We start from the raw sequence: 23,732 nt of genomic DNA, 5'->3' as shown, positions 1-23,732 counted from the left end.
GCGAGGTCGAGTGATTCCATGGCCATGAAGATCCTCAACGCCCTGATCACGGGCCTCGCACAGGGGTCGATGATCGCGCTCGTGGCCCTCGGCTACACGATGGTCTACGGCATCCTGAAGCTCATCAACTTCGCCCACAGCGAGGTGTTCATGATGGGCGCCTTCCTCGGCTTCTTCGGCATCACGGCGCTCGGCGGCAAGGACGCGCCGCTCGTCGCCGGCGTCGGCGGGACGCTGCTCGCCATGTTCTTCGCGGGCCTGCTCGGCATGCTCGTCGAGCGCATCGCCTACGCGCCGCTCCGCACGCGCGGCAAGGGCAAGGCGAACACGCGCATCACCCCGCTCGTCACGGCGCTCGGCATGAGCGTCTTGCTCCAGAACCTCGCCCAGCTCCTCTTCACCGCGCAGTACCGCGGCTATCCGCAGCTTTTGCCGATCGAGGACACGCGCAAGGTCATCTTCATCTCGGCCTTCTCCGTGATGATCGCGCTCCAGTTCCTCGTGCACAAAACCTGGATGGGCAAGGCGATGCGCGCGCTCAGCGTGAACATCGAGGCCGCGCGCCTCATGGGCATCCGCACGAGCCGCGTCATTTCGATCACGTTCATCACGGGCTCGGTCCTCGCCGCGCTCGGCGCCGTCCTCTACTGCCTCGATCAGTCGCAGGTCTATCCGACGATGGGCGTCGTCATCGGCACACGCGCCTTCGTTGCCGCCGTCATCGGCGGCATCGGCAACATCCCGGGCGCGATGCTCGGCGGCCTGCTCATCGGCATCATCGGCGAGATGACCAAGCTGACGGCGTACTCCGGCCTGCAGGATGTCCTGGTCTTCACGGCTCTCATCGCCGTCCTGCTCGTCAAGCCCACGGGCCTGCTCGGAAAGGCCTCGATCGAGAAGGTTTGAGTCGCGGCAGGCCCTGACCGACGGGCCGCTTGCGTACTATCCTTCGGCTGATGATGCGGCGCTTGATCCTCGCCTCCGCCCTCGTCCTCGGCGCCTGCGCGCCGGGCGCTCCGGCCAACTGGGTCCGCGGCGGCGCGATGCTCGACGTCCCCCGCGCCCGCTGGGTCGTCGGCACCGCTGTCGTCGACGTCTTCCCGGATGGCCGCGTGACGCTCAACGAGACCCAGGAGTTCACCGTCGACCGCGGCGGGCGCGTCTACGACCCGAACAACGACCCCGTCGCGCTCCTCGAGCCCGGCGGCAAGCTCGTCGGCCCCGGCGACAAACTCCTCGGCAACGTTGGCATCCTCCACGCCTCGCAGGGCGACGAGTCCCACGCCTGGCTCAGCGTCATGCCCACGGGTGAGGTCGTCCGCTACGAGGACGACGGCGGGCGCAGCTCGCTCGGCGTCTGGATCGGCTGCAACCAGACCTACCTGCAGCACCAGACGTGCACGCTCGTCAGCCACCTGCTCACGCCGCGCATCGTCGCGCAGTCGCGCAACAACAACGCGCTTACGCCGAACGGCCTTGGTTATGGCCCCGGCGGCTACATGCCCGGCATGGGGTTCGGTTTGCCCTACCGTTGATCACCCTGTTCTCCCGCCTCGAACGTCGTCGTTCCGCGCAATCATCCGCACGCCTTGGCCATCGAACCCAGCGCACGGGTGTAGTCCGACACACGTTGGGCTGACCCATCCTCCCGGGACGAACCTGCGACGCAGGCCTGGGAGACGTGTGGGCATCGGGGGGGTTGTCGGCGCAGGTGGCGACGACTCCGGATCAAGGGAGGTTCGGATGAACGTTCGTAACATGGTCCTCGCCTCGACTCTGGTGATGGTCGGCGTCGTCGCCGCGCAGGCCTGCGGCGGGAAAGAAGGCGGCGGCGGCGGGACGGGCGGGACCGCGGGCACGGGCACGGGCACGGGCGGGACCGGAGGCACGGGCGGCACCGGCGGAACCGGGGGCACGGGCGGCACCGGCGGGACCGGCGGCGCGGGCGGAGCCGGAGGCATGGGCGGCGCGGGCGGTGCCGGCGGCATGGGCGGCGGCGACGCGGGCGCGATGGCGATGTCGAGCGTGCGGTTCTCGCACCTCTCACCGGACGCGGGGGCGGTCGACGTGTGCCTCCTGCCGGCGGGCGGCCGCGCGCACGAGGGCGCCATCGGCCCGATCTTCAAGCAGCGCTTCCACGACGCCGACGGCATCCGGTACGGCGAGGTCTCGAAGTACGTCGACGTGCCCGGGGGCGAGTACACGCTACGCGTCGTCGCGCCCGACGCGCAGAACTGCGACACGGCGCTTGCGGGCACGCAGGACGTCCCTGGGATCGAGGCGCGCTCGGGCGAGATGGCCACGGTCGCGGCCGTGGGTCAGCTCAACGGGCCGGCGGACGTGCACAAGTTCGGCGTGCTGAGCTTCCCCGACGACAGCGAGCCGGCATCGGGAAAGACGCGCGTGCGCTTCATCCATGCCTCGCCGGACACGGCCGACCTCGACGTCGGCACGCTCGACGCACAGGGCACGTTCACGCCGCTCTTCACGGGCGTCGGTTACGGCTCGACGGGCCAGTCGAAGACGGGCAACTACGTGACCGGCGCGCCGCTCGACAACGCCACGATCGCGTCGCGCATCGCGGGCGAACAGGCGGACCTCTTGAAGATCCTGGGCGTGAACGTCGAGGCGGACCGCGTCATCACGATCTTCGCGATCGGCAACCGCGCCGGCCAGCCGCAGCCGCTCCGGCTCCTGGTTTGTCAGGACGAGGCGCCCCACGCCCAGGGCGCGCCCGGCATGGCGAGCTGCCGAATCCTCACGCCCTGAGGACCTCGATCAGCATCTCGCCGCACCTGCCCCCTCTCCCGCGAGGGAGAGGGGGTTGGGGGTGAGGGCGTCGTCCAGCTACTTGAGCAGCCAGCCGAAGAGCAGCCGCTTCGTCGCATCCCGCGACACCTGCGCGATCGAATCGACGAGCGGAATCTCCTTCGGACAAACCTCGACGCAGTTCTGCGCCTTGCCGCAGTCCTGCACGCCGCCTTCGCCCATGACCGTCTCGAGCCGCGCGTTCTTGTGCAGCGCACCCGACGGATGCATGTTGAACAGCCGCACGAGGTTCAGCGCGAACGGCCCGACGAACTGCGTCGAATCGTTGTACTGCGGGCACGCCTCGACGCAGCACCCGCACGTCATGCAGCGCGACAGCGGATAACGCTCCTGCTGCGCCTCGGGGCTCTCGCGTGGACCCGGGCCGAGCTCGTGCGTCCCGTCGATGTCGATCCACGCTTTGACCTTCTTCATGTCCTGGAACATGCGCTCGCGGTCGACGATCAGGTCACGCACGAGCGGGAACTTCGTCATCGGCTCGACCTGGATCACCTCGCCGTTCGGCGCGATCTGATCCACGAGCGCCGAGCACGCCTGACGCACGCGCCCGTTGATCACCATCGTGCAGGCGCCGCAGACCTCTTCGAGGCACGACGACTCCCACACGACCGGCGCGACGTCTTTCCCGTCGACCGTGCGCGGCTCCTTCTGCACCTGCTGCAGCGCGCTGATCACGTTCATCTGCGGCAGGTAGGGGACCTTGAACTCCTCCCACCGCTTCGTCTCCGGGAGATCGGGTCCGTCCTGGCGCTTGACGCGCAGATGCACGAGACGCCCGGTGCCCTTCGAGTCGCTGTTCGCCATGGTCAAACGCTCTTCTGCTGCTCCGAGGCAGCCGGTTGCTGGATCTTCCCGGTCGCGGCGGCGCTCGCGGCGCCTGCCTGCTCGTACTTGCGCTCGCGCGGGGTGACGAGGCTCGCGTCGACGGCGTCGGTCACGTGGACCGACTGCCCGGCGCACGTGTAGTCGAACTCCCGCAGGTACTTCACGGCGCCCTTCTGCTCGTGCTTCGCGAGCGTCGTGCGCATCCAGTCCGCGTCGTTCCGCTTCGGGAACGCGGGCTTGTAGTGCGCGCCGCGCGACTCGTCGCGGTTCTTCGCGCCCTGCGCGATCACGCGCGCGAGCACCAGCATGTTCTCGAGGTGCCGCACGAACTGCGCGCCCTGGTTCGAGCGCTGCGAGCCGTCCGGGCAGGCGACCTTCTTCACGCGCTCGTCGAGCTCCGAGATCTTCGTGAGCACCCCTTCGAGCGTCGCGTTGTCGCGCTCGATCGTCACGTCGCGGAGCATCATGTCGCCGAGCTCTTGGTGGAGCTTGTAGGGGTTCTCGGCGCCCTTGTCGTCCTGGTTCTGCTTGAGGATACGCCCGTAGTCGTCCTGGCAGCGCTTCTCGGCCTTCTCGAAGATCGACTTCGGCAGGTCGAACGCGCTCTTCGCGAGGCTCTTCTGGTAGCTCGCGACCGAGGGGCCCGTGACCATGCCGCCGTAGATGCACGAGAGCAGCGAGTTCGCGCCGAGCCGGTTCGCGCCGTGGTACTGGTACTCGACCTCGCCCACCGCGTAGAGGCCCGGGATGCTCGTCGCGTGGTTGCGCGGCGAGCCCGCCTTCAGCGAGCCACGCGCGTCCTTCTCGAAGTCGACCCATAGGCCGCCCATCGAGTAGTGCACGGCCGGGAAGACCTTCATCGGGTTGTGGTAGGGGTCGGTCCCCGCGAACTTCTCGTAGATCTCGAGGATGCCCGCGAGCTTCGAGCGCAGGAACTTCTCGTCCTTGTGCGTGAGGTCGAGGTAGACCTCGTTCTCGTTGCGACCGGTCTTCGGGTTGAAGACGCCGCGCTTCTCGTGGAAGCACGTCTTGAAGATCGCGCGCGAAGCGATGTCGCGGGGCACGAGGTTGCCGTAGCCCGGGTACATGCGCTCGAGGATGTAGTCGCGCTCCTTCTCGGGGATCTCCTTCGGGTTGCGCTGATCCTTCGCGTCCTTCGGCACCCACACGCGGCCGCCTTCGCCGCGCGCGCTCTCCGAGATGAGGCGGAGTTTGTCCGCGCCCGGGATCGCCGTCGGGTGCACCTGGATGAACTCGCCGTTCGCGTAGACCGCGCCCTGCTGGTAGACCGACGAGGCCGCGGTGCCGGTGCAGATCACGCTCATCGTCGAGCGGCCGAAGATGATGCCGTTGCCCCCCGTGGCGAGCACGACGGCGTCGCCCTGGAAGTACTTGATCTGCATCGTCTTGAGGTCCTGCGCGACGCAGCCGACGCACGTGCCGCTGTCGTCGAGCACCGCCTGCAGGAAGTCCCAGAACTCGAACTTGCGGACCATCTTCTCGCCCGGGATCGACACGCCGTGCTCGTCGACGACGTCGGCGATCTCGTAGCGGCGCACCTGCTCGTCGAGGGCGTAGAGGAGCTGCTGGCCCGTCGTCGCGCCCGCAAACGCCGTGCGGTGGAAGAGCGTGCCGCCGAAGCGACGGAAGTCGAGCAGGCCTTCGGGCGTGCGGTTGAAGGGCACGCCCATGCGGTCGAGCATGAACACGATGCCCGGGGCCGCCTCGGCCATGCCCTTGACGGGCGGCTGGTTCGCCAGGAAGTCGCCGCCGTAGGCCGTCTCTTCGAGGTGGATCTGCGGGCTGTCGCCCTCGCCCTTGGTGTTCACGGAGGCGTTGATGCCGCCCTGCGCGCACACCGAGTGCGAGCGCTTCACCGGGACGAGCGAGATCAGGTCCACCGGGACCTTCGCCTCGCAGAGCTTGATCACCGTCATGAGGCCCGCGAGGCCTCCGCCGACGACGATCACCCTTCGAACCTTGCCCCCCTCGCTCCGGATCGTGCTTTTCGCAGCCATGGTGCTCGAAACTCCAAAGGCCGCCTCAAGCGAGCGCGGCCGAAACTTGCCTCAATCGATCACCGGCCCGGCCTTCGCGGGCTTGGGCGTTTGCTGGAGGATGTCGACGCACGTGCGCGCGTCCGAGCCCCCCTTCTTGCCGAAGATCATGTCCTGCACGCTGGACCCCGTGGCGAAGTAGATCGCCGTGTTCGCGCCGAGCAGGAAGATCGCGACGCCGAGCACGCCGAAGACGGCGGCCGCCATCTGCTGCGAGCGGCGCGACACCGTCACGCCCCACGAGAAGCAGAAGCCCCAGAGCCCGTTCGCGAAGTGAAAGACGCTCGCCGCGATGCCGAGCACGTAGAGCAGGCCCACGACCGGGATGCCCTTCACCGTCGCCGACATGTTCTGGCAGAGCGCGGGGTAGAACTGCTCGGGCGCGAGTTTGCCCGTGAGCTTCTTGCCCCAGTACTCGTAGAGGTGGAACGCGATGAACGCGAAGGCCAGGAGGCCCGTGACGCGCTGGAGCGTGAAGGCCCAGTTGCGCGTGGTCTTGTACTTCGAGACGTTGTACTTCGCGTCGAGCGCGAGCTTGACGCCGTAGCCCGCGTGGAAGAGCAGCGGCAGGAGGATCAGCCCCCACTCGGCCAGCGCGAGATACGGCGTGTGCGTGATCTCCGAGACCGCCTTGTCGAACGGCTCCTGTCCCTGGAGCGCCTTGGCGTTCGTCCACAAGTGGAACACCATGAACGCGCCCACGGGCGCGACGCCCGTGAGCGAGTGCAGCTTGCGCAGCAGAAACGCGCGGCGGTTCTGCGCGAAGAGAGACTGATCGGCGAGCGCTGCTTCGGACACGAATGGACCTCGTCGTCTTGCGGGCGACCGGCGATGTATGGGACTCTAGCCAGGACGTCAAGGTGGCGCGATCTTTAGGTAACTCGCTCGGCCGCTGGCGCGGCATGCTCGCGGGGCTGGGTTTGGCCGCCGCGGGCGCTGCGTGTGGCGCTGCGTGTGGTGGATCGCGTCAGGACGCCGTCACCCCCACGGTCCCGCTCTCGTCGTCGATCGAGGCGCAGACGGAGCTGCGCGAGATCGAGGCCACGTTCGCCCAGTCGAGCCGCGCCGAACGCCAGGCCCTCGAAGACCGCCTGCTCGCCTTCCAGGCGCGTTACCCGAAGGACGCGCTCGGCCCCGTGGCCGACGTGATGCTCGCCTGGATCGCCCTGGAACGCGGCGACCTGAACCGCGCCACGGAGCTCTCGTCCCGGGCCGAGACGCTGACGAAATCCGTCGGCACGACCGCGGAGCTCGCCCGCATGATCCAGGGCGCCGCGCTCCGGCGCTCCGGCAAGGCCGAGGCCGCGCTCGGAAAACTCTTGCCGCTGCTCGGCAAGCTCATCGACCCGCACGCCCGGACGTTCCTGAACGAGGAGACGACCGCGAGCGCGATCGGCGCCAAGCACCACGGTCAGGCGATCGAGCTGATGCTCGTGTGGCTGCACGAGGCGTCGATCGAGGAGCGCGTCGAGGTGCGCTCGAAGCTCGCGGAGCTCGTCGCGAGCATCCCGCCTTCGTCGCTCGCGCCGATCCTCGAAGAGCGGCGCAAGAAGCATCCGGAGCCGTCGAACGAGGAGCTCGAGGTGCAGAAGACGCTCGTCGAGAGGCTCTCGGACGCGGCGATCTCGGCGCGGGACCAGCAGCTCGCGCGGCGGCTGCTCGGCGCGGCGATGCCCCTGCTCGGGACGGGCGCCGACGAGATCGCCGAGCTCGCGGCGGGCGCGGGCGGGGCGCGGGTCGAGGCGCCGACGCTCGGGCTCGTCTTGCCCACGCGGAGCCTCGAAGCGCGGCGGCGGGGCACGCAGGTCGTGAGCGGCGTGATGTTCGGGCTCGGGCTGCCGGGGTCTTCGGCGCGGCTCGTGACGCGCGACGACCTCGGGCGCGACACGGGCATCGAGGACGCGCTCGAAGGGCTCGGCGCCGATGGCGCGGCGATCATCATCGCGGGTATCGATCGGGAGGAGGCGACGATCGCGGCGAAGTTCGCGGCGCGCGAGTCGATCCCGGTGGTGCTCCTGCATCCGCCCGCGCCCGACGTCGACGACTCGCCGTTCGTGTTCGTGGTCGGCGAGGAGCCGGAGCGCGTGCGCAAGGCGCTCGTGGCGGCGCTCCCGTCGAAGGGGCAGGTCGTGTGGATCGGCGACAAGGGCAGCGTGGACATGGCGCGGGAGGAGGCGTTCGAGTGCACGCGCCTGCCGCCGTCGTGGCGCGGCATCGGGGGCGTCGCGGTGTACGGGAGCTGCGTGTCCGACGTGCTGCTCGCGACCTCCGGGACGAGCGTGAAGACCGCGGTGGGGCTCGACCTCGGCGGGGTGAGCTTGCCGAAGGGCACGTTCGCGGCGACGGCGGGGGTGTATCCGATCGATCCGCGGGCGCCGGGGCGGGAGTCGCTCGCGGCGTGGATGCGGGTGCACCCGGATCCGCCGAGCATGTGGGCGGGGCTCGGGCGGGACGCGGCGGTGCTCGCGTGGGTGGGCGTCGAGGGATTGCCCACGCAGGGGACGCGGGATCCGAAAGAGGTCAAGCGTCGGCGGGAGCAGGCGGCGGCCGCGCTCGCGGCGGCGGAGCAGGAATTGTGGACGACCGAGGCAAAAGGGTTTGGCGGGGCACGCAAGCTCGCCCGGTCGATCGGGGTGCGCGAGGTGCGGTGAGGGTCTTCGCTCCTGCATTGCGGCCCACGAAACATGGATCTCTGTCGATGCAATGGCGCTCGCGTACCTCGCGGGGCACGCGTCAATGTATTGACGTCTTCCCTATCGCGCGACGGTTTCGTAACGTCGTGATTTGCTCGTGCATCGACGGCGAGGGTCACGGCCCTCGGGGCCAACCGTGCAGGATGTGGGAAGGGGCGCAATGAAGCGATCGTGGACCATCGGCCAGCAGCTCATCCTGGGATTTGCCATTCCGCTGATCGTGCTGGGCGTGCTCGGGCTCTCGTCCTACCGGCTGAACCAGCAAATGCGGCAGGCGAGCGCGTGGGCCGCGCACGTGCAAAAGGAGATCGACGCGCTCACGGTGCTCCTCATCGATTTGCAGGACATCGAGGGCGGGCAGCGGGGATACGTCATCAGCGGGACCGACGAGTACTACCAGAGCTACGAGGACGCGCGCGGCCGCTACAAGACGCACCTCGGGAACGTGCGCGATCTCGTGGGCACCTCGAACGCCGAGCAGGCGCGGCGGCTCGACGCGCTCGAACGGACGGTCATCGAGCGCGTCGCGTTCGCCGAACAGAACATCCAGATCCGCAAAACCGAGGGCCTCGCGGCCGCCATCACGCACATCGGGACCGCCAGGGGCAAACGGCTCACCGAGGAGGTCCGCGCCATCATGGCCGACATCTCCGCCGCCGAGAACGCAACACTTGAAGCACAAACGAATGAAGTGAACCGCGCCTCGACCGCGCTCGATCGAATGCTCGGCGTGGGCACGACGGCGGCGCTCGTCATCGTGGGATTCTGTGCCGTCATCATCATTCGGCGGCTCGACCGGCAAATCGGCGAATCGGTGCAGCGCATGCAGAGCGCCGCGTCGGAGCTCGAAGCGGCGGCGACGCAGCAGGTGCGAGGGTCGAAGGAGCAAGCGTCCTCGGCGTCGGAGGTATCGACCACGGTGCGCGAGCTGGCGGTGACGGCGCGGCAAGTCTCGGAGAGCGCGCAACGCGTGACGCGCATGGCGAGCGATACCGCGCAATCGGCCCGCGGGGGCGATCGGGTGCTCGCGACGGCGCAGGAGTCGATGGGAGCCGTGCACCGGCAGGTGCAGGACATCGTGGGGCACATGCTCGACCTCGGGCGCAAATCGCAAGAAATCGGGTCGATCCTCGATATCATCAACGAGCTGAGCGAGCAGACGAACATCCTGGCCATCAATGCGACGATCGAGGCCGCGGGCGCCGGCGACGCGGGTCGTCGATTCGGCGTGGTGGCGAGCGAGATTCGCAAGCTCGCCGATCGCGTGGGTACCTCGACGAAGGAAATTCGCCGGCTGATCGACGACATCCGCGGCGCGGCGAACACGACCGTGATGGCGACGGAGGACGGCGCGAAGGCGGTAGATTCGTCGACGCGGCGGTTCGGCGAGGTGGCGGAGAGCTTCCGCCGCATCATCGATTACGTGAACGGCACGGCCGAGGCGGCGCGGGAGATCGAGCTGTCGACGAAGCAACAAACGACGGCGATGGAGCAGGTGAGCAACGCCGTGACGGAGGTGGCGCAGACGGCGCGCGAGACGGAGGTGAGCTCGGCGCAGACGCTGCAAACGGCGTCGGAGGTGGTGGCCATTTCGGAGGGGCTGCGGCAGCTCATCGAGCGGGGAGGGGCGGGGGGAGGGGAGGTCGTGGTGGCGGGGTGAGCGGGGAGGGGCGGGGACCGGCGTGGTCCTCGTCGTACAACAGAACCGTTGTACAACGGTTCTGTTGTACGACGAGGGGGCTTGGCGCCGAGCGAGGTGAAGGGGGCGGGGGGTGCGGGCAGCGTGGCCCAAGGAGCGAACGTCCCGGCAACCGGAGGACCCTGCTCATGATCGGGAAGCCACCGCATCCCTGAGCGAGTCCGGTGCATTTCGTGTGAAGGACGTCAGCTGTCGTCGAAGTCGGATGCGGAGTCATTGCTTTGATGAATCTGAACTCCGAGTCCGGCTGCTTCTTGTTGCAGTAGGGACCGTTCCTGATACGTCAGAACCTCCCATTCCACGGTCGTGACGACGAGAACGCCTGTCTCGCTCGAACGGAGTGATCGCTGGAGTTCAGCAATCGATCGACGGTAGTTCTGCTCTGCACGCCTCAAATCCGACTGCGCACGCCGGAGTCTCGACTCGGCCGTGCGAAGCTGGCTCTGAACTTGCGAAACCTTCGAACGGAACGCGCTAGCATTAAAACGAGCCATGTTTTCTGTTCGTCCTCTCTGTGTTAGGCAACCCGTCCAGTTGCAATGCAGCGCCGAAGGCGTTCGACCTCCTGCGCCAGAATTCGCACCTGTTCGTTCTTTGGACCAAGGACCGCTTGCAAGTTTGCCAGCTTCGTCTCTAGATCCGCCAGTTCGGCCTTCATCTGCGCAAGTTCCTGTCGGAACCGCTGCTCTCCCTCCTTTCGCTTCGTATGCTGATCCGCGGCGATCGCGACGCCTCCAATCGCCATGAAACAACCCAATACGAAAAATCCCAATGCATCATCATCTCGCGTTGCCATCATTTCTTCTCCGTTCACTTCACCAGCCGAAGCTGACGATTCCTTGCAGGCCCCATCACCCGCTCGAAAAGCCGATCCGTCTCCTTACACTCGTCCTGGAGGTGAGAGATCGTCTCGCCCATCCGCTCCATCCGCTGCTCCAGCGCTGCGGCGACCTCGAAGTCCTCGGCGATCGTCCGGGCAAGTGACGCCTCGCTGTTTCGGAGCGCGGCCAGGGCCCACCGACCTCCGATCTGCACCGCGGCGAGGACCGGTACCCCGACCCCAAGCGCCGGCATGACCAGGGGCAGCAACCCCATCGTCGTCTTGAATGCCCCGGCAGAAAGGGCATCCATGACAGTCGCTCGTCCTTCGCGGACAGCGTTTGCCTCCGCAAGAGCGTCGCTCACCACGCCGATGACGCAGCACCCGACCGCCACGGTTCGCTGAGCCACGGCACGAGCGACTTCCGGCGCGAGCCCCATGCCAGTAGCCGCCTCGTAGACGAGGGCGTCGGCGGCCACGCTTCCGGCGCCCCAAACCGCAGCACCCGCTGCCGAATGCGCGACTTGCGCCATGTCGACCCGGCCCCCCGATGCGGCCTGCATCATGAGGCTGACGAGGGCCGACGTCGCTGCCGCGGAGGCAGCACTGCCGACCGCGCGATCAGCTACGCCTCCCAGGCCGTACGCAGCCGCGATGTCGTCTCGCAGGCGCACGAGTTCCTCGCGTGCAACCGGATCCAGCCCGTCTTCCCCATGGCCGACGATGTTCTCCACGAGCAACCTTGCCCGCTCCTCGAGGTCGAGGATTCCGCGGAGCTGCACCCCCGCCTCGCGGAGACGCTGAGCCTGGTTTGCCGTGAACGCGTCCGGCGCGATACGCGGGCTTCCGTCCAGGTTGACGAAACGAGCGTCCACGTACCCGGTACGCCCGTAGCCCGAGGTTTGCGCCATCTTGATGAGGCTTTCGCTTACGTACTGGCCCGAGCCGGTCTTGACCTGCCCGCCGGCGACGGTGAGCACCCCGTCTCGCGTTCGCACCTGGAAGAGGAGGTCACGCCGGCTCGCGGTGTCAGGCGAGAGGCGTACATCGACGACATTCGAGGACACGTACCTCGGTCCGTTGTGCATCCGGGGCTCCGCGCCCGCATGGAGATCCCGGAACTCGGCGGCCACGACTATCTCGGCCGTTTTGCCCGACGGATGCGGTCCCGTGATGAAGGAGAAGAGGTCGCGCGGAGACGTCACCATACGGTAGGCCGTCTCCGGGAGAAGCCCACGCACGCGTGCCGTGCTTTCGGCGACGAGCTGTGCCGCCTGCGCCGTCTCGCGGCCCGCCCAGGGAACGAGCGGCTGGGTTTGGTACAACGCCTCGGCAAAATCGAGAGCCTGGACCGCTGCGGCAGGACTCTGGGCCGGGGTTTGGAGCGGCTGCTGGATCGCTGCCGCGGCGATGGAAGCACCCGCGGACGCTGCGGCTCGTAGATCAGTGGGGTTGCGCATTGGTTCCTCGACCGAGAACCCGCTCGGCGGACGGGAAGGTACGTTCGTCCGGCGCGCACGCCAGCCCACTTCCGTCTTGTGATCCCATGAGGATGACGTACGATCTAAGGATGGCCGCGAAGCTGGGTGAATCGGGCCGGAACGCGGAGCTTCATCGCGCAACCGCGCTGCTCAACGAGTTGATGGACGGCAAGGTGCACGACCGTCACTCCGTGAGCGCGCGCTGGCGTATCTCGTTGCCCACGGCCGATCGAGACTTGAAGGCGATCGCCAAGGTGCGCGGTGTGGTCAAGGAGCGGCAGGGGAAACGCTCCGTGTACCGGTTCGAGCCGACCATGATCCACGCCGCGTTACGGCACTCGTCAGTGATCGCGGCCTGTTTCGGAGCGAGCCTGTCATCGCTCTTCGAGGGGTCCGTTTACGGGAGGAACCTGCACGAGGCGCGCGACTTTCTCGTGAAACACGCGAGGCGTCGCAAGGACTTCTGCAACGTGGACCGGAAGTTTGTCTTTGTTCGACGCGGAGGTGAAGGGTCGCTACCGGACCGCGCGGGGGAGCTTGATGATCTCCTCGAAGCCATCTTGGGGTGCAAGTGGGTCACCATCGATTACCTGCGGTTCGACGGGGAAAAGAAGGCTATCCGCATCGCTCCGCTATCGATGGCCATCTACGATCACCAGCTGTACGTGATCGCTCGTTCAGAGAAGCAGCCGTGGACCGCATATCGGTTTTGTCGAATTGAAAAGGTCGAAGTCGAGGACAAGACGTTCGACTACCCGTCGATCGAGGAGTACGACCCAATCAAGATATTCTCCGAGCGCTTTGGGATCTTCATGAGCGACAATCACGACGTGGAGGATATTGAGGTCTGGCTCGCTGAACGTTGGAAGACCTATGCTAAAACGCACCGATGGCATCCTTCGCAGCGTACGATCGAGACGAGAGACGGCGTTGTGGTGAAGCTTCGCGTCCGTGCGTGCCCGGAGGTCGAAGCGTGGGTCCTGAGCTTCGGGGAGGATGCCCAAGTGCTTGCTCCGGTGTCGCTGCAGGAGCGTGTGCTCCTGCGGATCGAGAAGATGGTCAAGTAGACGACGTCATGCCGCAGCGCCCCCGTCCTCCGACGCCACCACCGTTCCGGCAAGCGTAGTCAGGCGCCTCGTCGCACGTTCAGCGCCCCCTCGCCCCACCGCACGACATCGTGTCGCATCCCCCTCGCTCCCCCGCCCGACCCGCGGTACATCCATCCCTGGCATGCGTCTCCGCGCCCCCGCCTTATCCCTCGTCCCGCTTCTCCTCCTTTCGGCGGCTCCTGCCCTTGCCGATCGTGTCGTCGTCCTTCCTTCGCAGGGCGGCGCGGCGCCGGCGGCGCGCATCGCGCTCGATCTCGACGTCACGCGGGGGGCGGCATCGCTCAGCCATTCCGTCGCGTCCGAGGTCGAGACCCAGGCCGCGCTCGTTCGTATCGTCGACGGCACGGCCGATACGCCCGAGGAGTACGCCACCATCGCCAATATCCTTCGGGCGAACTGGGTCCTCTCCACCCGCGTCGAGCCTGCTGCCACCACCACCCGCGTCGAGATCGCCGCGTACCTTGCCTCCCTCGGCCGCGTCGAGTCCGTCGCCCGCGACGTCGACCCTCAGAAGCAGGCCGCCCAGATCCAGGAGATGCTCACCGTCCTCATGCGCCCCGAGGGCGTCGGCGTCGGCGCTCTCCCCTGGGAACAACCCCTCCCGCCGCCTCCGCCGCCGCCCCCCATCCCGGCGCCGCCGCCACCTCCGCCGCCCTCTCCGCCGCCGCCTTCGCTTCCGCCGTTCGGCGCTCCACAAACCCCCTGGAACATGGGGCAATTCATGCCGCCGCCGCCCCCGCCGCCGCCTCAGCCGGCGTCGAAGAACGAGGTCATGATGTCGTACCTCGGCGGCTCCCGACAAACCGTTTGGCCTCCCTACACCGCGGGCAAACCCGTCTTCCTCAGCGCGCTCATCGGGTTTTCCTCCGCTGCGTCCTCCGGAAGCCGCGCCACGGGCAGCGCTGCCGCCTTCGTCGGGGCGCTGCGCGGCGGCTACGCGATCGGCGAATCCGGGGTCGAGCTCTTCGCGGGACTCTCGGGCAACCTCGCCGGACCCCCCGCCTTGTGGATCGACCTCGGCGGCCGCTGGCTCTTCTCCCCTGCCGTCAAGACCGCGCCCGACGGCCGCAAGGAGGGTTTTTCCTTTCATGTCGGCCCCGAGCTCCTCCTCGGCCCCTTCGTTCGCCTCGGCAGCACCGTCACTGCGCCGAACGGCGTCACCTACGAAGGCCGCAGCACCACGCATTTTTCCTTCGGCGCTGCCCTCGACCTCGTCCTCGCTCTCTCGCCCGCGCTCCGCATCGACGCTCAGCTCGGCAACCTGCGCATCGTCCCCACGGAGGACGGCACGATCGTGCTGATGGGCGCCACGATCGGCACGACGTACCGGTTTTGAAGCGAGGCGCCTTGGCCACGATCGTCCCGCTCCCCACGCGCCGCGCCACGATTCGCCTCGCGCGGGCCGTCGCCGCCGCGCTCCTCCCGGGCGACCTCGTCATCCTCTCGGGCGACCTCGGCGCCGGGAAAACCTTTTTCACGCGCGCTCTCTGCCGCGCGCTAGGCGTTCCCTCCGCCGAGCCCATCACGAGCCCCACCTTCACGCTCGTCCACGAGCATGCGGGCAAGCTCCCGATCGCCCATGCGGACCTCTACCGCATCGCCGACGAGGACGAGCTCGTGCAGCTCGGCTTGCGTGATCGACGCGGCGAAGGCGCGGTCCTCGTCGTCGAGTGGGGCGCGCCGTATGCGGCGGCGCTCGGCGGGGATGCGCTCTCGATCACGTTCGAGGTCGCGGCGGATGGGGTGCGGCGGGCGCGGATCGAGGCGGAGGGGGCTCGGTCGGCGGCGCTCCTCGCGGCTGCCCTCGGGGGGCTCGGCACGTCGGCCTGACGGGCGCCGGACGGCCGTGATAAAGAGGTCCTCGCGTGGACGACTCCGAACCGAAGCTCTTGCAGCGGATCCTCGATCCCGTGCTCGGCTTCTTCGAGAACATCGGGACCACGGTGAGCCTCACCCTCCAGACCGTGGCCTGGCTCTTCCGCCCTCCGTTTCGGATCGGCCAGATGCTCGCGGCGATGGATTTCATCGGCGTCCAGTCGACCTTCCTCGTCGGCTTGACCGGCCTCTTCAGCGGCATGGTCGTCGCGCTCCAGTCGGTCTACGCGCTCAAGCAGTTCAGCGCCGAGGCGAACGTCGGCGGCATCGTGGCCGTCTCGCTCATGCGTGAGGTCTCGCCTGTCTTCTCGGCGCTCATGATCACGGCGCGGGCGGGCAGCGGCATGGCGGCCGAGCTCGGCAACATGCGCGTCACCGAGCAGATCGACGCGATCACCACGATGGGCGTGAGCCCGGTCCAGTACCTCCTCTCGCCGCGGCTGCTCGCGGGCGTCACGATGGGCCCGCTCATGTGCATGCTCTATTCGACGATCGGCATGGTCGGCTGCTACCTCGTGGCCGTCGCCTTGCTCGGCGGCGACTGGGGTTTTTTCTTGCGCAGCATTCACGACTTCGCCCGCCCGCGTGACCTCTTCATGGGCCTCGTGAAGGGCTCGGTCTTCGGCTTTTTGATCGCCTCGATCGCCTGCCGGCACGGGTATTTCGCGACGGGCGGCGCGCGCGGCGTGGGCATGGCGACGACACGCGCGGTCGTCGAAAGCTGCGTGGCGATCCTCGTGGCCAATTACATTCTCACGCAGACCATGCTGGGAGACATCTAGGAATGGGCAGGACGCACGAGCAAGCGCCCGAAGGCCTCGACGTCGAGGCGCTGAACGACCGGCTCGCCCGCGAGCACCCGATCGATGCCTACTACGAGCGCTCGATCCTGCCGATCCGGCTCATCGAGAAGGGCCGCCTCGCCATCATCCGGCGCTTCATCGGCCCCGCCGACGGCCTCGACCTCGCCGAGATCGGCTCCGGCGGCGGCCACGTCCTCCGCATGTTCCCGCGCGCCCGCATCACGGCGATCGACGTCTCCGACGTCTTCCTCGATACGGCCCGGAAAAACCTCGCCGGGTACGACGCGCGTTTCTTGAAGGGCGAGGTCGACAAGATGGACCTCCCGCCCGGCTCCTTCGACCGCATCATATGCACCGAGGTCCTCGAGCATTGTGTCGACCCGCGGGCGATTCTGCGAACGATCGCGCGGCTCCTCCGGCCCGAGGGCGCGGCGGTCATCACGATCCCGAACGACCCGCTCATCCTGGGGCTGAAGGGATTCGTCCGGCGCACGCCGGTCGGCTGGGCCTTGCGCGATCGCATCGAGTGGGGCGGCGACCGTTATCACCTGCATACGTGGACGCCCGCCGAATTCGAACGCTTGCTCGGAGAGTTTTTCCGGGTCACCCACCGCGCCGCGTCGCCGTCGGATCTGCTCCCGATCCGGGCGTGCTTTCGTTGCGTGCTCCGGTGATCTCGGGCACGATGTCGCAATGACGGGCACAGCGGATCCTTCGGCCACACTCGCCGCCACGCTGCAGGGGCAGACGCTCGAGCTGCCCTCCGTGAGCGTCATCGTGAATCCCGGTGGCGCGGAGGGCCCCGTGATCGAGGCGCCGCTCGGCATGAATCCGCTCCGCGTCGGCACGGGCGCCGACTGCGACATCGTCGTGCCGGACCCGCGTGTATCCCGCGTCCACGCCGAGCTACGGATCACCGAGCACGGCGTCCTCTTCCGCGATCTCGGCAGCAAGAACGGCTCGTTTCTCGGACAGGTGCGCGTCTTCGAGGCGATCCTGCCGCCGCACGTCGCTCTGCGCATCGGCGGCTCCGACCTCTCCATCATGGCCACCGGCTCCAGGGTCGTCGTCCCCCTTTCGACGAGCGAGCAATGGGGGAGCATCGTCGGGCGCAGCCTCGCCATGCGCGCCCTCTTCGCCAAGCTGCTTCGCGCATCGCCGACGGACGCGACGATCCTCCTCCTCGGCGAGTCCGGTACGGGCAAGGAGGTCCTGGCGCGCGAGATTCACGCGCATAGCCGGCGAAAAGACGGGCCGTTCGTGATTTTCGACTGCGCCGGCGTGGCCCCGAACCTCATCGAGAGCGAGCTCTTCGGGTACGTGCGGGGCGCGTTCACGGGCGCGAGCGGCGAGCGCGAGGGTCTGCTCGCGGAGGCCGCCGGCGGCACGCTCTTCATCGACGAGATCGGCGAATTGCCCCTGGATTTGCAGCCGAAATTGCTGCGCGCCCTGGAGTCGCGACAGTACCGGCGGCTCGGCGCGAACACGTATGGCGACCTGGATGTCCGCGTGGTGGCGGCGACGCATCGCAACTTGAAGGCAAAGATCGCCGAGGGCTCGTTCCGCGAAGATTTGTATTATCGCCTCGCCGTCGTCGAGATTGCCGTGCCGGCCTTGCGTGATCGGAGGGACGACATCCAGCCGCTCGTCGAGCGTTTCCTCTCCGTCCAGAACCCGCCGCGGACGTTGTCGGATCTTCCGCCGAATACGATGCCACTGCTCGAGGCGCACGACTGGCCGGGCAACGTGCGCGAGCTCCGGAACATGGTGACGCGGCTCGTCCTGTTTCCGGACCTGGTCGCGGAGCTCGGTGCGGCGCTCGGGGTGGAGCGGAAGGGAGCCGGTGCGAGGCTTGCGGCGGCGACGAAGGGGAAGCTTGCGGCGGGTGGTGCGGTCGTGCCATCCGAGCCGGTGGCTCATTTGATGGACATGCCGCTCCCGGAGGCCCGAGAGATGCTGATGGAGCAGTTCGAGCGGGCCTATGTGACGAGGCGGCTCGAGCAATCGCGGTACAACATCTCGCGGGCGGCCGAGGCGATGGGCGTGTCGAGGCAGCTCGCGCATCGGCTCGTGGATCGGTATGGGTTGAAGCCGAAGTAGGCGCCTCGTGCGGACCCGTGGTCGGCAGGGGTGCGTCTGCGTCGTCACCCGGGAATTTTGCTAACCCAAGGTGTGCAAACCCAATATCGCATGTCGTCACAGTCGTCGCCCCTGCACTCCACGCCGCGGATGAATCGACCCGTACCCGCGTAGTAGGGCCCGTCTTCCTCGGAGTACCAGCCCGACCAAGCGCAACTGCTGCCCAGAACTTTATAGCCGTTGCTGGTCACGTGCGTGCACTCGATGCTGACGTTGTCGCAGTTGTCGTCGTCGCAGCGAATACCCGTCATCCACTCGTCATCGTTCGGGTCGCACTTGCGCCAGTTGGTGCCCTCCTCGGAGAACCACGTGCTCCACGAAGACGAGCCGAATGTGTAGCCGGAAACCGGATCGCAGTCGAGGCGGACGTCGTCGCAATAGTCACCATAACACTCGACCCCGTGCACGAGGGTCGCCGTGGGGCAGTTGAGGGGCGGGTACTCGTCCGAGGTCCACCCCGTCCACGCCTCGGGGGTCAGATCGCCGGCCGAGACCATCCCATCCACCTCGGTCTCCGGATCGCCTTGCTCGGCGATGCACCCGGCCATCCCCGCGACGAGCGAGAGGCAAATGGTGATGACGAGTCGGTTGGTCTTGCGAATGATATTCATGGTCCTGTCTCCTGATTACGTGAAACGTGGTGTGAGTCGTGTTCGAAAGGCAACGTGGTGTCGTGACGCGGCGACGCGCGCATCAGCTCGTGGATCGGTATGGGTCGAAGCCGGAGCAACGGCTCCCGGCTTCGAGATGGATCAAGGCAGACTCGGGATGTACGGGAGGGTCGGATCGATGTCGATGAGCTCCGGCTCGACCCCTCCCAAGCATTGCGGATTGAGGATCGCGAGCCCCTCGCCGCTCGCCCATGATTGCACGACGGGGCGCCCCTGGAGAGGGTTGCCGGTGTTGCAGGTGTAATAGAACCTGTCGTCCTCACCCGGATATGCGGACTTGATGCAATCGTCAGTCGGGGACGTACGAATCTCGAAGCCGCAGTCCGGATCTTCGTCGCAGACGCGCATCGACATGTCCGAAGTGCTGTGGACGCAGCTCGACACCCCATTGCCGCCGATCATGGAGAGCGGCCACACGTACTCGTCGATCGCGTAATACGTCCCGTAGGGGCCGAAGATCGGCGTGATCTTGACGTCCCAAAAGGCGTCCGGCTGCAAGGGGGTCTGGTCGTTCGGGTCCCGTTGATCCCTCACGTTCTGCCCGGAGAGCACGATGGAAACCTGTTCGCCGAACGCGTTGATCCGCGCGATCACGCAGCGGAACACGTCCTCCTTCTGCGCCGTCGTGAGCGATTTCGAAAACCAACCAGCCGTCGTGCTCATCAAGCCCATGCCGGTGTACGTGATGGTTCGTCCCAGCATCGTGTATTCCACGTATTGACCATTGGAGAGCGCGCACTCGACAGCCAGCCTGAAGAGGCCCCGACCTTCGGACGTGCTCATGAGGCCCGTGTTGCTGACGACCGCGGGATTGAGGGGGTGCAACAGGTGCCCGCAGAGGCCGCTTGGGAAACAGCCGTAGGATCCCAGCGGATAGCCCATGGCGAGGAACAGGTCGTACTTGTACGTATGGTAGGGGAGGCTCGGGAAATGGTTGCTCGTGCCCCCACCCGTGGGGTTCTCCTGCGTCTCGTACCCGATCGAAGCCAGGTCCATCGCGGCGAGCTCCTCATGGGTCGCCGTCTGGAAGCACCCCGCCGTCGAAAGCCCCAAGCCCATCATCGCCGCGACAAGAGACGCCGGTTTCATCATGGTCCACGACCAAAGCAGCGGTCGTGCCAGCGCCTTCCTTCCGCTGCTTCCACGAGGTTTGCTCGGCGTTTCGTGCGAATCGCTCGCGAGGCCGTTCGCGCACGTGTCCGTCGGCCATGACATTTTGTAATGGGTCCATGACACCTGCGGGTGTAACCCATCCATGACACGAGCCCGGCGCGCCGCCGGGCGTCATGCCCCGCCGCCCGTTCGAGCCGCGGAAGCCGCTGGTACGCGGGTTTGACATCTGTGATCATCGCTCGGCGATCCACGCGAGGCGGCAGGTCCAAGCGACGCTCGGAGGTAGAGGTGCGCCGTCGTCGACAGGTGTCTTTTGATCCCAAGGCAACGCAGACCGTGACGTCTCCGGGAGCCGCGGCGGCGCCGCGAGCGCCCGCTGCCCCGAAGCAAGCCCCCGCGCCCGCGCCCGCTCCCCCAGAGAGAGCCGTCGCGCCCGCGCTCGTGGTCGCGAGGGTCGAGCGCGAGCCCGAGACGTCGACGTCGGAGCCCGCGACGAGCAGCAAGCGCGTCCTGCCGGCCGAGCTTCAGGGGCGGTTTCGTGAGCCGAAGGTGCTCGGCGCGGGCGGCATGGGGACCGTCTACCAGGCGCGCGACAGCATCCTCGGCCGAGACGTCGCGCTGAAGCTCCTCCATCCGGGCAACCCGAACCTGGATGAGACCCTTTTTCGCGAGGCCCGCTCGCAGGCGAAGCTCGAGCACGAGAACGTCTGCAAGATCTACGAGGTCGGCTCCGAGGGCGAGCACCACTACCTCGTCATGCAGCTCATCCAGGGCGTGCCGCTCGACAAGGCGAGGGCGAATCTGACCTTGGAGCAAAAGGTCAGGATCGTCCGGAAGATCGCCGCGGCCCTGCACGAGGTCCACAGGCACGGCTTCGTGCATCGCGACATCAAGCCGTCGAACATCATGGTGGAGCTCACCGAGGACGGCATCTACAAGCCCTATTTGATGGATTTTGGTCTCGCCCGCGAGGTCGGCGCCCAGGGCCAGACCATCACCGGCGTCCTCGCCGGGACGCCCGCCTTCATGGCGCCGGAGCAGGCGCGCGGCGAGATCCGCAAGCTCGACCGGAGGACCGACGTGTATAGCCTCGGGGCGACGCTGTACGACCTCCTTTCGGGGAAGCCGCCCTTCGAGGCGCCCGATCTCGGGGCGCTCCTGTATCAGGTACAAATGGAGGACGCGCGCCCGCTCCGGAGCGTGGACAAGACGATCCCCGCCGACGTCAGCGCGATCGTCGCGAAGTGCCTGGAGAAAGAGCCGCAGCACCGTTATGAGTCGGCCAAAGCGCTCGGCGACGATTTGCAGCGTTTCCTCGATGGCGAGTCCGTGCGTCGGGCTTCCATTTTTTTCCTCGCGTACAAGAAGGCCAAGCAAAACAAGCTCGCCGTTCTCCTGGCGACGGCATGCCTCTGCGCTGCGGCGGTGCTGGTGGCCGTCTGGCTGAGAGCGCAGAAGGCGGCCGAGAGGCAGGCTGTCTTCTCCCGCGAGCTCGGCGAGGACATCAAGGAAATGGAGCTCTTCCTGCGCACCGCGCACGAGCTGCCTACGCACGACATCGAGCGAGACCGCGACATCATCCGGGCGCGTCTATCGAAGATTCAAGCAAGGATGGCCGCGGTCGGGGCGCTGGGCGAGGGGCCGGGGCACTATGCCATCGGCTGGGGGCACCTCGCCTTGCAGGACTACGAAATGGCGCGCGCGCACCTTCAGAAGGCGATCGACGCGGGGTATACGTCCCCGGGGCTCGATTACGCCATGGGAATGGCGCTGGGCGAGCTTTATCGAAAGGGGCTCGAGGAGATCAAGCGCATCGAGAGTCCGGAGAAAAAGAAGGCGCGCCTCGACGAGGTGAACGCCGAGCTCAAGGAGCCCGCACTCCGCCGCCTGAACGCGTCGCTTGGGGGTGAGCTGTCGTCGCCGGCCTACGTGAAAGGGCTCATCGCCCTTTATGCCGAGGACTACGAGGAGGCGAAGAGGAATGCCCGGGAGGCTTTTACGAAGGAGCCGTGGCTCTACGAGGCGAAGAAGCTCGAGGCGGACGCCTATTTTGCCGAGGGCAGCAAGTATCGGCACGACGGGGCGTTCGATTACGAGAAGATGATGACGTATTTCCGTCCGGCGGCGGACGCCTTCGCGGAGGCCGCCGAGATCGGGCGGAGCGACCCGAAGGTGTTCCTCGCGTCCTGTGAATTTTGGCGGCAAATGCTCTCCTCTGCGCCGAACGCCTATGACGCTGCCCTGCCCGTGTTCACGAAGGGCGCCGCCTCCTGCACCCAGGGAATTCGATCCTCACCACGCGCGGTCGAGCCCCGGGTCTACACCGCGCTGCTCTACCAGATCTGGGCCCACAAGCTCATTTTCTCCCCGGGCGCGCCTGCGACCGATGCCGCGCGTTTCATGAAGGAGGGGGTCGGGATGGCCAGGGAGGCCGCGGAGCTCGGCCCGAGCGACCCCATGGCGCAATACGTCCACGGAACGGCGCTGCTGAACGAGGTGTATTACAACAACGACCGGGGCATCGACAGCCTCCCGGCCGTCAACGCGGCGATCGAGAGCCTGGCGAAGGCCACCTCGCTGGACCCGTCGTTTTCATGGGCGCACAACGAGCTCTGCAAAGCGCAAGGGGAGAAGTTACGTCTCCTCTCGGTCCGAGGGCTCGATCCTCGGCCGGCGCTGTCCGGCGCGATGGAAGCCTGCGACCGCGCCATCGCCCTGGAGCCCACCTGGGCGTTCCCTCACATGGCGAAAGCGCAGGCGTACCTCTATCAGGCCATGGACCAGCACCAGTATGGCCGGGCGGAAGAATCGTCCTTCGCGGCGATCCTTCGTCACGCGGAGGAGGCCCGCAAGAGGAGCCCGAACCAGCGATGGGTGTACGGGGTCCTCGCCAAGGGCCATTATTACAAAGCCCTCTCGGAGACGAGCCAGGGGCGCGACCCGGAGGGCTCGCTTTTGATGGCCGAGAAGGCCATCGAAGACCTTCGAGCCATCTTCCCGGACGCCGAGTCGGTCTCGGCGAACACCGGCCTCGTGGCGACGCTCCGGGCCCGCCGCGCGGCGCTCTCCGGGCAGGATCCCGGGCCGCTGCTCGCGAAGGCGCGCGAGGCGCTCGGGCGTGTGATGAAGAGCTCGCCCTGGGACATCGATTATCGTGTGTACCGCGCGCGCACCGAGATCGTCGCGCTCTCGTGGGCCATCAAGCAGGTGGAGGCGAAGGAATCACATTTCGACGAGGCGCTCGCCCCGCTCGTGCCACTTCTCGCCGACGACCGAGCGCACCCGGCGTTTTACCAGACGATGGCCGAGATCCACGCGCTTCGGGCGAAATGGCTCCTGTCGCAGAAGAAGAGCCCCGACGAGGCGATTCGACGCGGGCTCGAGATGGCCGACAAGGCGCTGTCGATCCATCCAAAAATGGCGACGGTGCTGCAAGCGAAGGGGCGCCTGCTCCAGGCGCGAGCGAAGTCTCTGAAGGACGGGCCCGAGCGGATCCGCGCCGAAGAGCAGGCAAAGCAGACATTCGCCTCGGCCATCGAGCAAAATCCGTCGATCGAACGAGACGCGGACGACGACCTCTTTCCGCCTCCTCGCCCGCCCCGAATCCGCTAGCATGCC

Annotated in this window: 19 protein-coding genes; 12 read left to right on the top strand and 7 right to left on the bottom strand. The window is 67.2% G+C overall.

From position 1 onward, the window contains the following. Nucleotides 1-24: 24 nt before the first annotated feature. From QHF84_RS11260 to QHF84_RS11250, 3 genes are all read left to right on the top strand, one after another. The gene (locus QHF84_RS11260; protein WP_281313238.1) at nucleotides 25-906 is read left to right on the top strand and encodes a branched-chain amino acid ABC transporter permease; all 882 of its coding nucleotides are present in this window, start codon (nucleotides 25-27) and stop codon (nucleotides 904-906) included. A 50-nt stretch (nucleotides 907-956) separates the two neighbouring features. Then, nucleotides 957-1,535, top strand: coding sequence for a hypothetical protein (locus tag QHF84_RS11255; protein WP_281313237.1), 579 nt, complete (start codon nucleotides 957-959; stop codon nucleotides 1,533-1,535). 208 nt (nucleotides 1,536-1,743) lie between these two features. Next, complete coding sequence (locus QHF84_RS11250) at nucleotides 1,744-2,769, top strand: DUF4397 domain-containing protein (protein ID WP_281313236.1); 1,026 nt, start codon at nucleotides 1,744-1,746, stop codon at nucleotides 2,767-2,769. A 78-nt stretch (nucleotides 2,770-2,847) separates the two neighbouring features. Here the strand turns inward: QHF84_RS11250 and sdhB are convergent, their stop codons facing one another. The 3 genes from sdhB to QHF84_RS11235 are packed head-to-tail and all read right to left on the bottom strand — an operon-like array spanning nucleotide 2,848 to nucleotide 6,509. Then, nucleotides 2,848-3,633, bottom strand: coding sequence for a succinate dehydrogenase iron-sulfur subunit (sdhB, locus tag QHF84_RS11245; RefSeq protein WP_281313235.1), 786 nt, complete (start codon nucleotides 3,631-3,633; stop codon nucleotides 2,848-2,850). Nucleotides 3,634-3,635: 2 nt separating this feature from the next. Continuing rightward, nucleotides 3,636-5,672: a succinate dehydrogenase flavoprotein subunit gene (gene sdhA / locus QHF84_RS11240; protein WP_281313234.1), complete on the bottom strand. Its 2,037-nt coding sequence runs from the start codon at nucleotides 5,670-5,672 to the stop codon at nucleotides 3,636-3,638. A 51-nt stretch (nucleotides 5,673-5,723) separates the two neighbouring features. Further along, nucleotides 5,724-6,509, bottom strand: coding sequence for a succinate dehydrogenase (locus QHF84_RS11235; protein ID WP_281313233.1), 786 nt, complete (start codon nucleotides 6,507-6,509; stop codon nucleotides 5,724-5,726). A 2-nt stretch (nucleotides 6,510-6,511) separates the two neighbouring features. Between QHF84_RS11235 and QHF84_RS11230 the strand changes: the two genes are divergently transcribed. Both QHF84_RS11230 and QHF84_RS11225 read left to right on the top strand, forming a co-directional pair. Further along, nucleotides 6,512-8,362: a hypothetical protein gene (locus QHF84_RS11230; protein ID WP_281313232.1), complete on the top strand. Its 1,851-nt coding sequence runs from the start codon at nucleotides 6,512-6,514 to the stop codon at nucleotides 8,360-8,362. Nucleotides 8,363-8,564: 202 nt separating this feature from the next. After that, nucleotides 8,565-10,064 (top strand): methyl-accepting chemotaxis protein, encoded by a 1,500-nt coding sequence (locus QHF84_RS11225; RefSeq protein ID WP_281313231.1) that lies wholly within the window; start codon nucleotides 8,565-8,567, stop codon nucleotides 10,062-10,064. Nucleotides 10,065-10,620: 556 nt separating this feature from the next. Here the strand turns inward: QHF84_RS11225 and QHF84_RS11220 are convergent. Continuing rightward, nucleotides 10,621-10,902, bottom strand: coding sequence for a hypothetical protein (locus QHF84_RS11220; RefSeq protein WP_281313230.1), 282 nt, complete (start codon nucleotides 10,900-10,902; stop codon nucleotides 10,621-10,623). Between the two features lie 11 nt (nucleotides 10,903-10,913). Then, a complete protein-coding gene (locus QHF84_RS11215; protein ID WP_281313229.1) occupies nucleotides 10,914-12,383 on the bottom strand; it encodes a hypothetical protein in 1,470 nt (489 codons plus the stop codon). Between the two features lie 110 nt (nucleotides 12,384-12,493). On the opposite strand from QHF84_RS11215, the gene QHF84_RS11210 reads away from it, so the two are divergent. The 6 genes from QHF84_RS11210 (at nucleotide 12,494) to QHF84_RS11185 (ending at nucleotide 18,291) form a co-directional block, all read left to right on the top strand. Then, a complete protein-coding gene (locus QHF84_RS11210) occupies nucleotides 12,494-13,471 on the top strand; it encodes a WYL domain-containing protein (RefSeq protein ID WP_281313228.1) in 978 nt (325 codons plus the stop codon). 163 nt (nucleotides 13,472-13,634) lie between these two features. Beyond that, a complete protein-coding gene (locus tag QHF84_RS11205) occupies nucleotides 13,635-14,849 on the top strand; it encodes a hypothetical protein (RefSeq protein ID WP_281313227.1) in 1,215 nt (404 codons plus the stop codon). A gap of 11 nt (nucleotides 14,850-14,860) precedes the next feature. Beyond that, on the top strand, nucleotides 14,861-15,343 hold the full coding sequence (tsaE, locus tag QHF84_RS11200) for a tRNA (adenosine(37)-N6)-threonylcarbamoyltransferase complex ATPase subunit type 1 TsaE (RefSeq protein ID WP_281313226.1): 483 nt from the start codon (nucleotides 14,861-14,863) through the stop codon (nucleotides 15,341-15,343). Nucleotides 15,344-15,378: 35 nt separating this feature from the next. Then, nucleotides 15,379-16,170 (top strand): ABC transporter permease, encoded by a 792-nt coding sequence (locus QHF84_RS11195; RefSeq protein ID WP_281313225.1) that lies wholly within the window; start codon nucleotides 15,379-15,381, stop codon nucleotides 16,168-16,170. A gap of 2 nt (nucleotides 16,171-16,172) precedes the next feature. Then, nucleotides 16,173-16,865 carry a class I SAM-dependent methyltransferase gene (locus QHF84_RS11190; RefSeq protein WP_281313224.1) on the top strand — a complete coding sequence of 231 codons (693 nt, stop codon included), beginning with the start codon at nucleotides 16,173-16,175 and terminating at the stop codon, nucleotides 16,863-16,865. A gap of 19 nt (nucleotides 16,866-16,884) precedes the next feature. Then, nucleotides 16,885-18,291: a sigma 54-interacting transcriptional regulator gene (locus QHF84_RS11185; protein WP_281313223.1), complete on the top strand. Its 1,407-nt coding sequence runs from the start codon at nucleotides 16,885-16,887 to the stop codon at nucleotides 18,289-18,291. Between the two features lie 44 nt (nucleotides 18,292-18,335). Here QHF84_RS11185 and QHF84_RS11180 read toward each other — a convergent pair whose 3' ends face one another. Continuing rightward, nucleotides 18,336-18,941 (bottom strand): hypothetical protein, encoded by a 606-nt coding sequence (locus QHF84_RS11180; protein WP_281313222.1) that lies wholly within the window; start codon nucleotides 18,939-18,941, stop codon nucleotides 18,336-18,338. A 141-nt stretch (nucleotides 18,942-19,082) separates the two neighbouring features. After that, nucleotides 19,083-19,997 (bottom strand): hypothetical protein, encoded by a 915-nt coding sequence (locus QHF84_RS11175; RefSeq protein ID WP_281313221.1) that lies wholly within the window; start codon nucleotides 19,995-19,997, stop codon nucleotides 19,083-19,085. A 453-nt stretch (nucleotides 19,998-20,450) separates the two neighbouring features. Here QHF84_RS11175 and QHF84_RS11170 point away from each other — a divergent pair, with 453 nt between their 5' ends. After that, nucleotides 20,451-23,726 (top strand): serine/threonine-protein kinase, encoded by a 3,276-nt coding sequence (locus tag QHF84_RS11170; RefSeq protein WP_281313220.1) that lies wholly within the window; start codon nucleotides 20,451-20,453, stop codon nucleotides 23,724-23,726. Nucleotides 23,727-23,732 lie beyond the last annotated feature (6 nt).

Origin of the sequence: Polyangium sp. y55x31, assembly GCF_029946505.1 — a bacterium.
GTDB lineage: Bacteria > Myxococcota_A > Polyangia > Polyangiales > Polyangiaceae > Polyangium.
This window is presented reverse-complemented; position numbering and strand designations above follow the sequence as displayed.

What these genes read in the sequence shown, in the direction of transcription:
- QHF84_RS11260 (WP_281313238.1), top strand. Translation starts at nt 25, where the DNA reads ATGAAGATCCTCAACGCCCTGATCACGGGCCTCGCACAGGGGTCGATG.
- QHF84_RS11255 (WP_281313237.1), top strand. Translation starts at nt 957, where the DNA reads ATGATGCGGCGCTTGATCCTCGCCTCCGCCCTCGTCCTCGGCGCCTGC.
- QHF84_RS11250 (WP_281313236.1), top strand. Translation starts at nt 1,744, where the DNA reads ATGAACGTTCGTAACATGGTCCTCGCCTCGACTCTGGTGATGGTCGGC.
- sdhB (WP_281313235.1), bottom strand. Translation starts at nt 3,633, where the DNA reads ATGGCGAACAGCGACTCGAAGGGCACCGGGCGTCTCGTGCATCTGCGC.
- sdhA (WP_281313234.1), bottom strand. Translation starts at nt 5,672, where the DNA reads ATGGCTGCGAAAAGCACGATCCGGAGCGAGGGGGGCAAGGTTCGAAGG.
- QHF84_RS11230 (WP_281313232.1), top strand. Translation starts at nt 6,512, where the DNA reads ATGGACCTCGTCGTCTTGCGGGCGACCGGCGATGTATGGGACTCTAGC.
- QHF84_RS11225 (WP_281313231.1), top strand. Translation starts at nt 8,565, where the DNA reads ATGAAGCGATCGTGGACCATCGGCCAGCAGCTCATCCTGGGATTTGCC.
- QHF84_RS11220 (WP_281313230.1), bottom strand. Translation starts at nt 10,902, where the DNA reads ATGATGGCAACGCGAGATGATGATGCATTGGGATTTTTCGTATTGGGT.
- QHF84_RS11215 (WP_281313229.1), bottom strand. Translation starts at nt 12,383, where the DNA reads ATGCGCAACCCCACTGATCTACGAGCCGCAGCGTCCGCGGGTGCTTCC.
- QHF84_RS11210 (WP_281313228.1), top strand. Translation starts at nt 12,494, where the DNA reads ATGGCCGCGAAGCTGGGTGAATCGGGCCGGAACGCGGAGCTTCATCGC.
- QHF84_RS11205 (WP_281313227.1), top strand. Translation starts at nt 13,635, where the DNA reads ATGCGTCTCCGCGCCCCCGCCTTATCCCTCGTCCCGCTTCTCCTCCTT.
- QHF84_RS11190 (WP_281313224.1), top strand. Translation starts at nt 16,173, where the DNA reads ATGGGCAGGACGCACGAGCAAGCGCCCGAAGGCCTCGACGTCGAGGCG.
- QHF84_RS11185 (WP_281313223.1), top strand. Translation starts at nt 16,885, where the DNA reads ATGACGGGCACAGCGGATCCTTCGGCCACACTCGCCGCCACGCTGCAG.
- QHF84_RS11180 (WP_281313222.1), bottom strand. Translation starts at nt 18,941, where the DNA reads ATGAATATCATTCGCAAGACCAACCGACTCGTCATCACCATTTGCCTC.
- QHF84_RS11175 (WP_281313221.1), bottom strand. Translation starts at nt 19,997, where the DNA reads ATGGACCTGGCTTCGATCGGGTACGAGACGCAGGAGAACCCCACGGGT.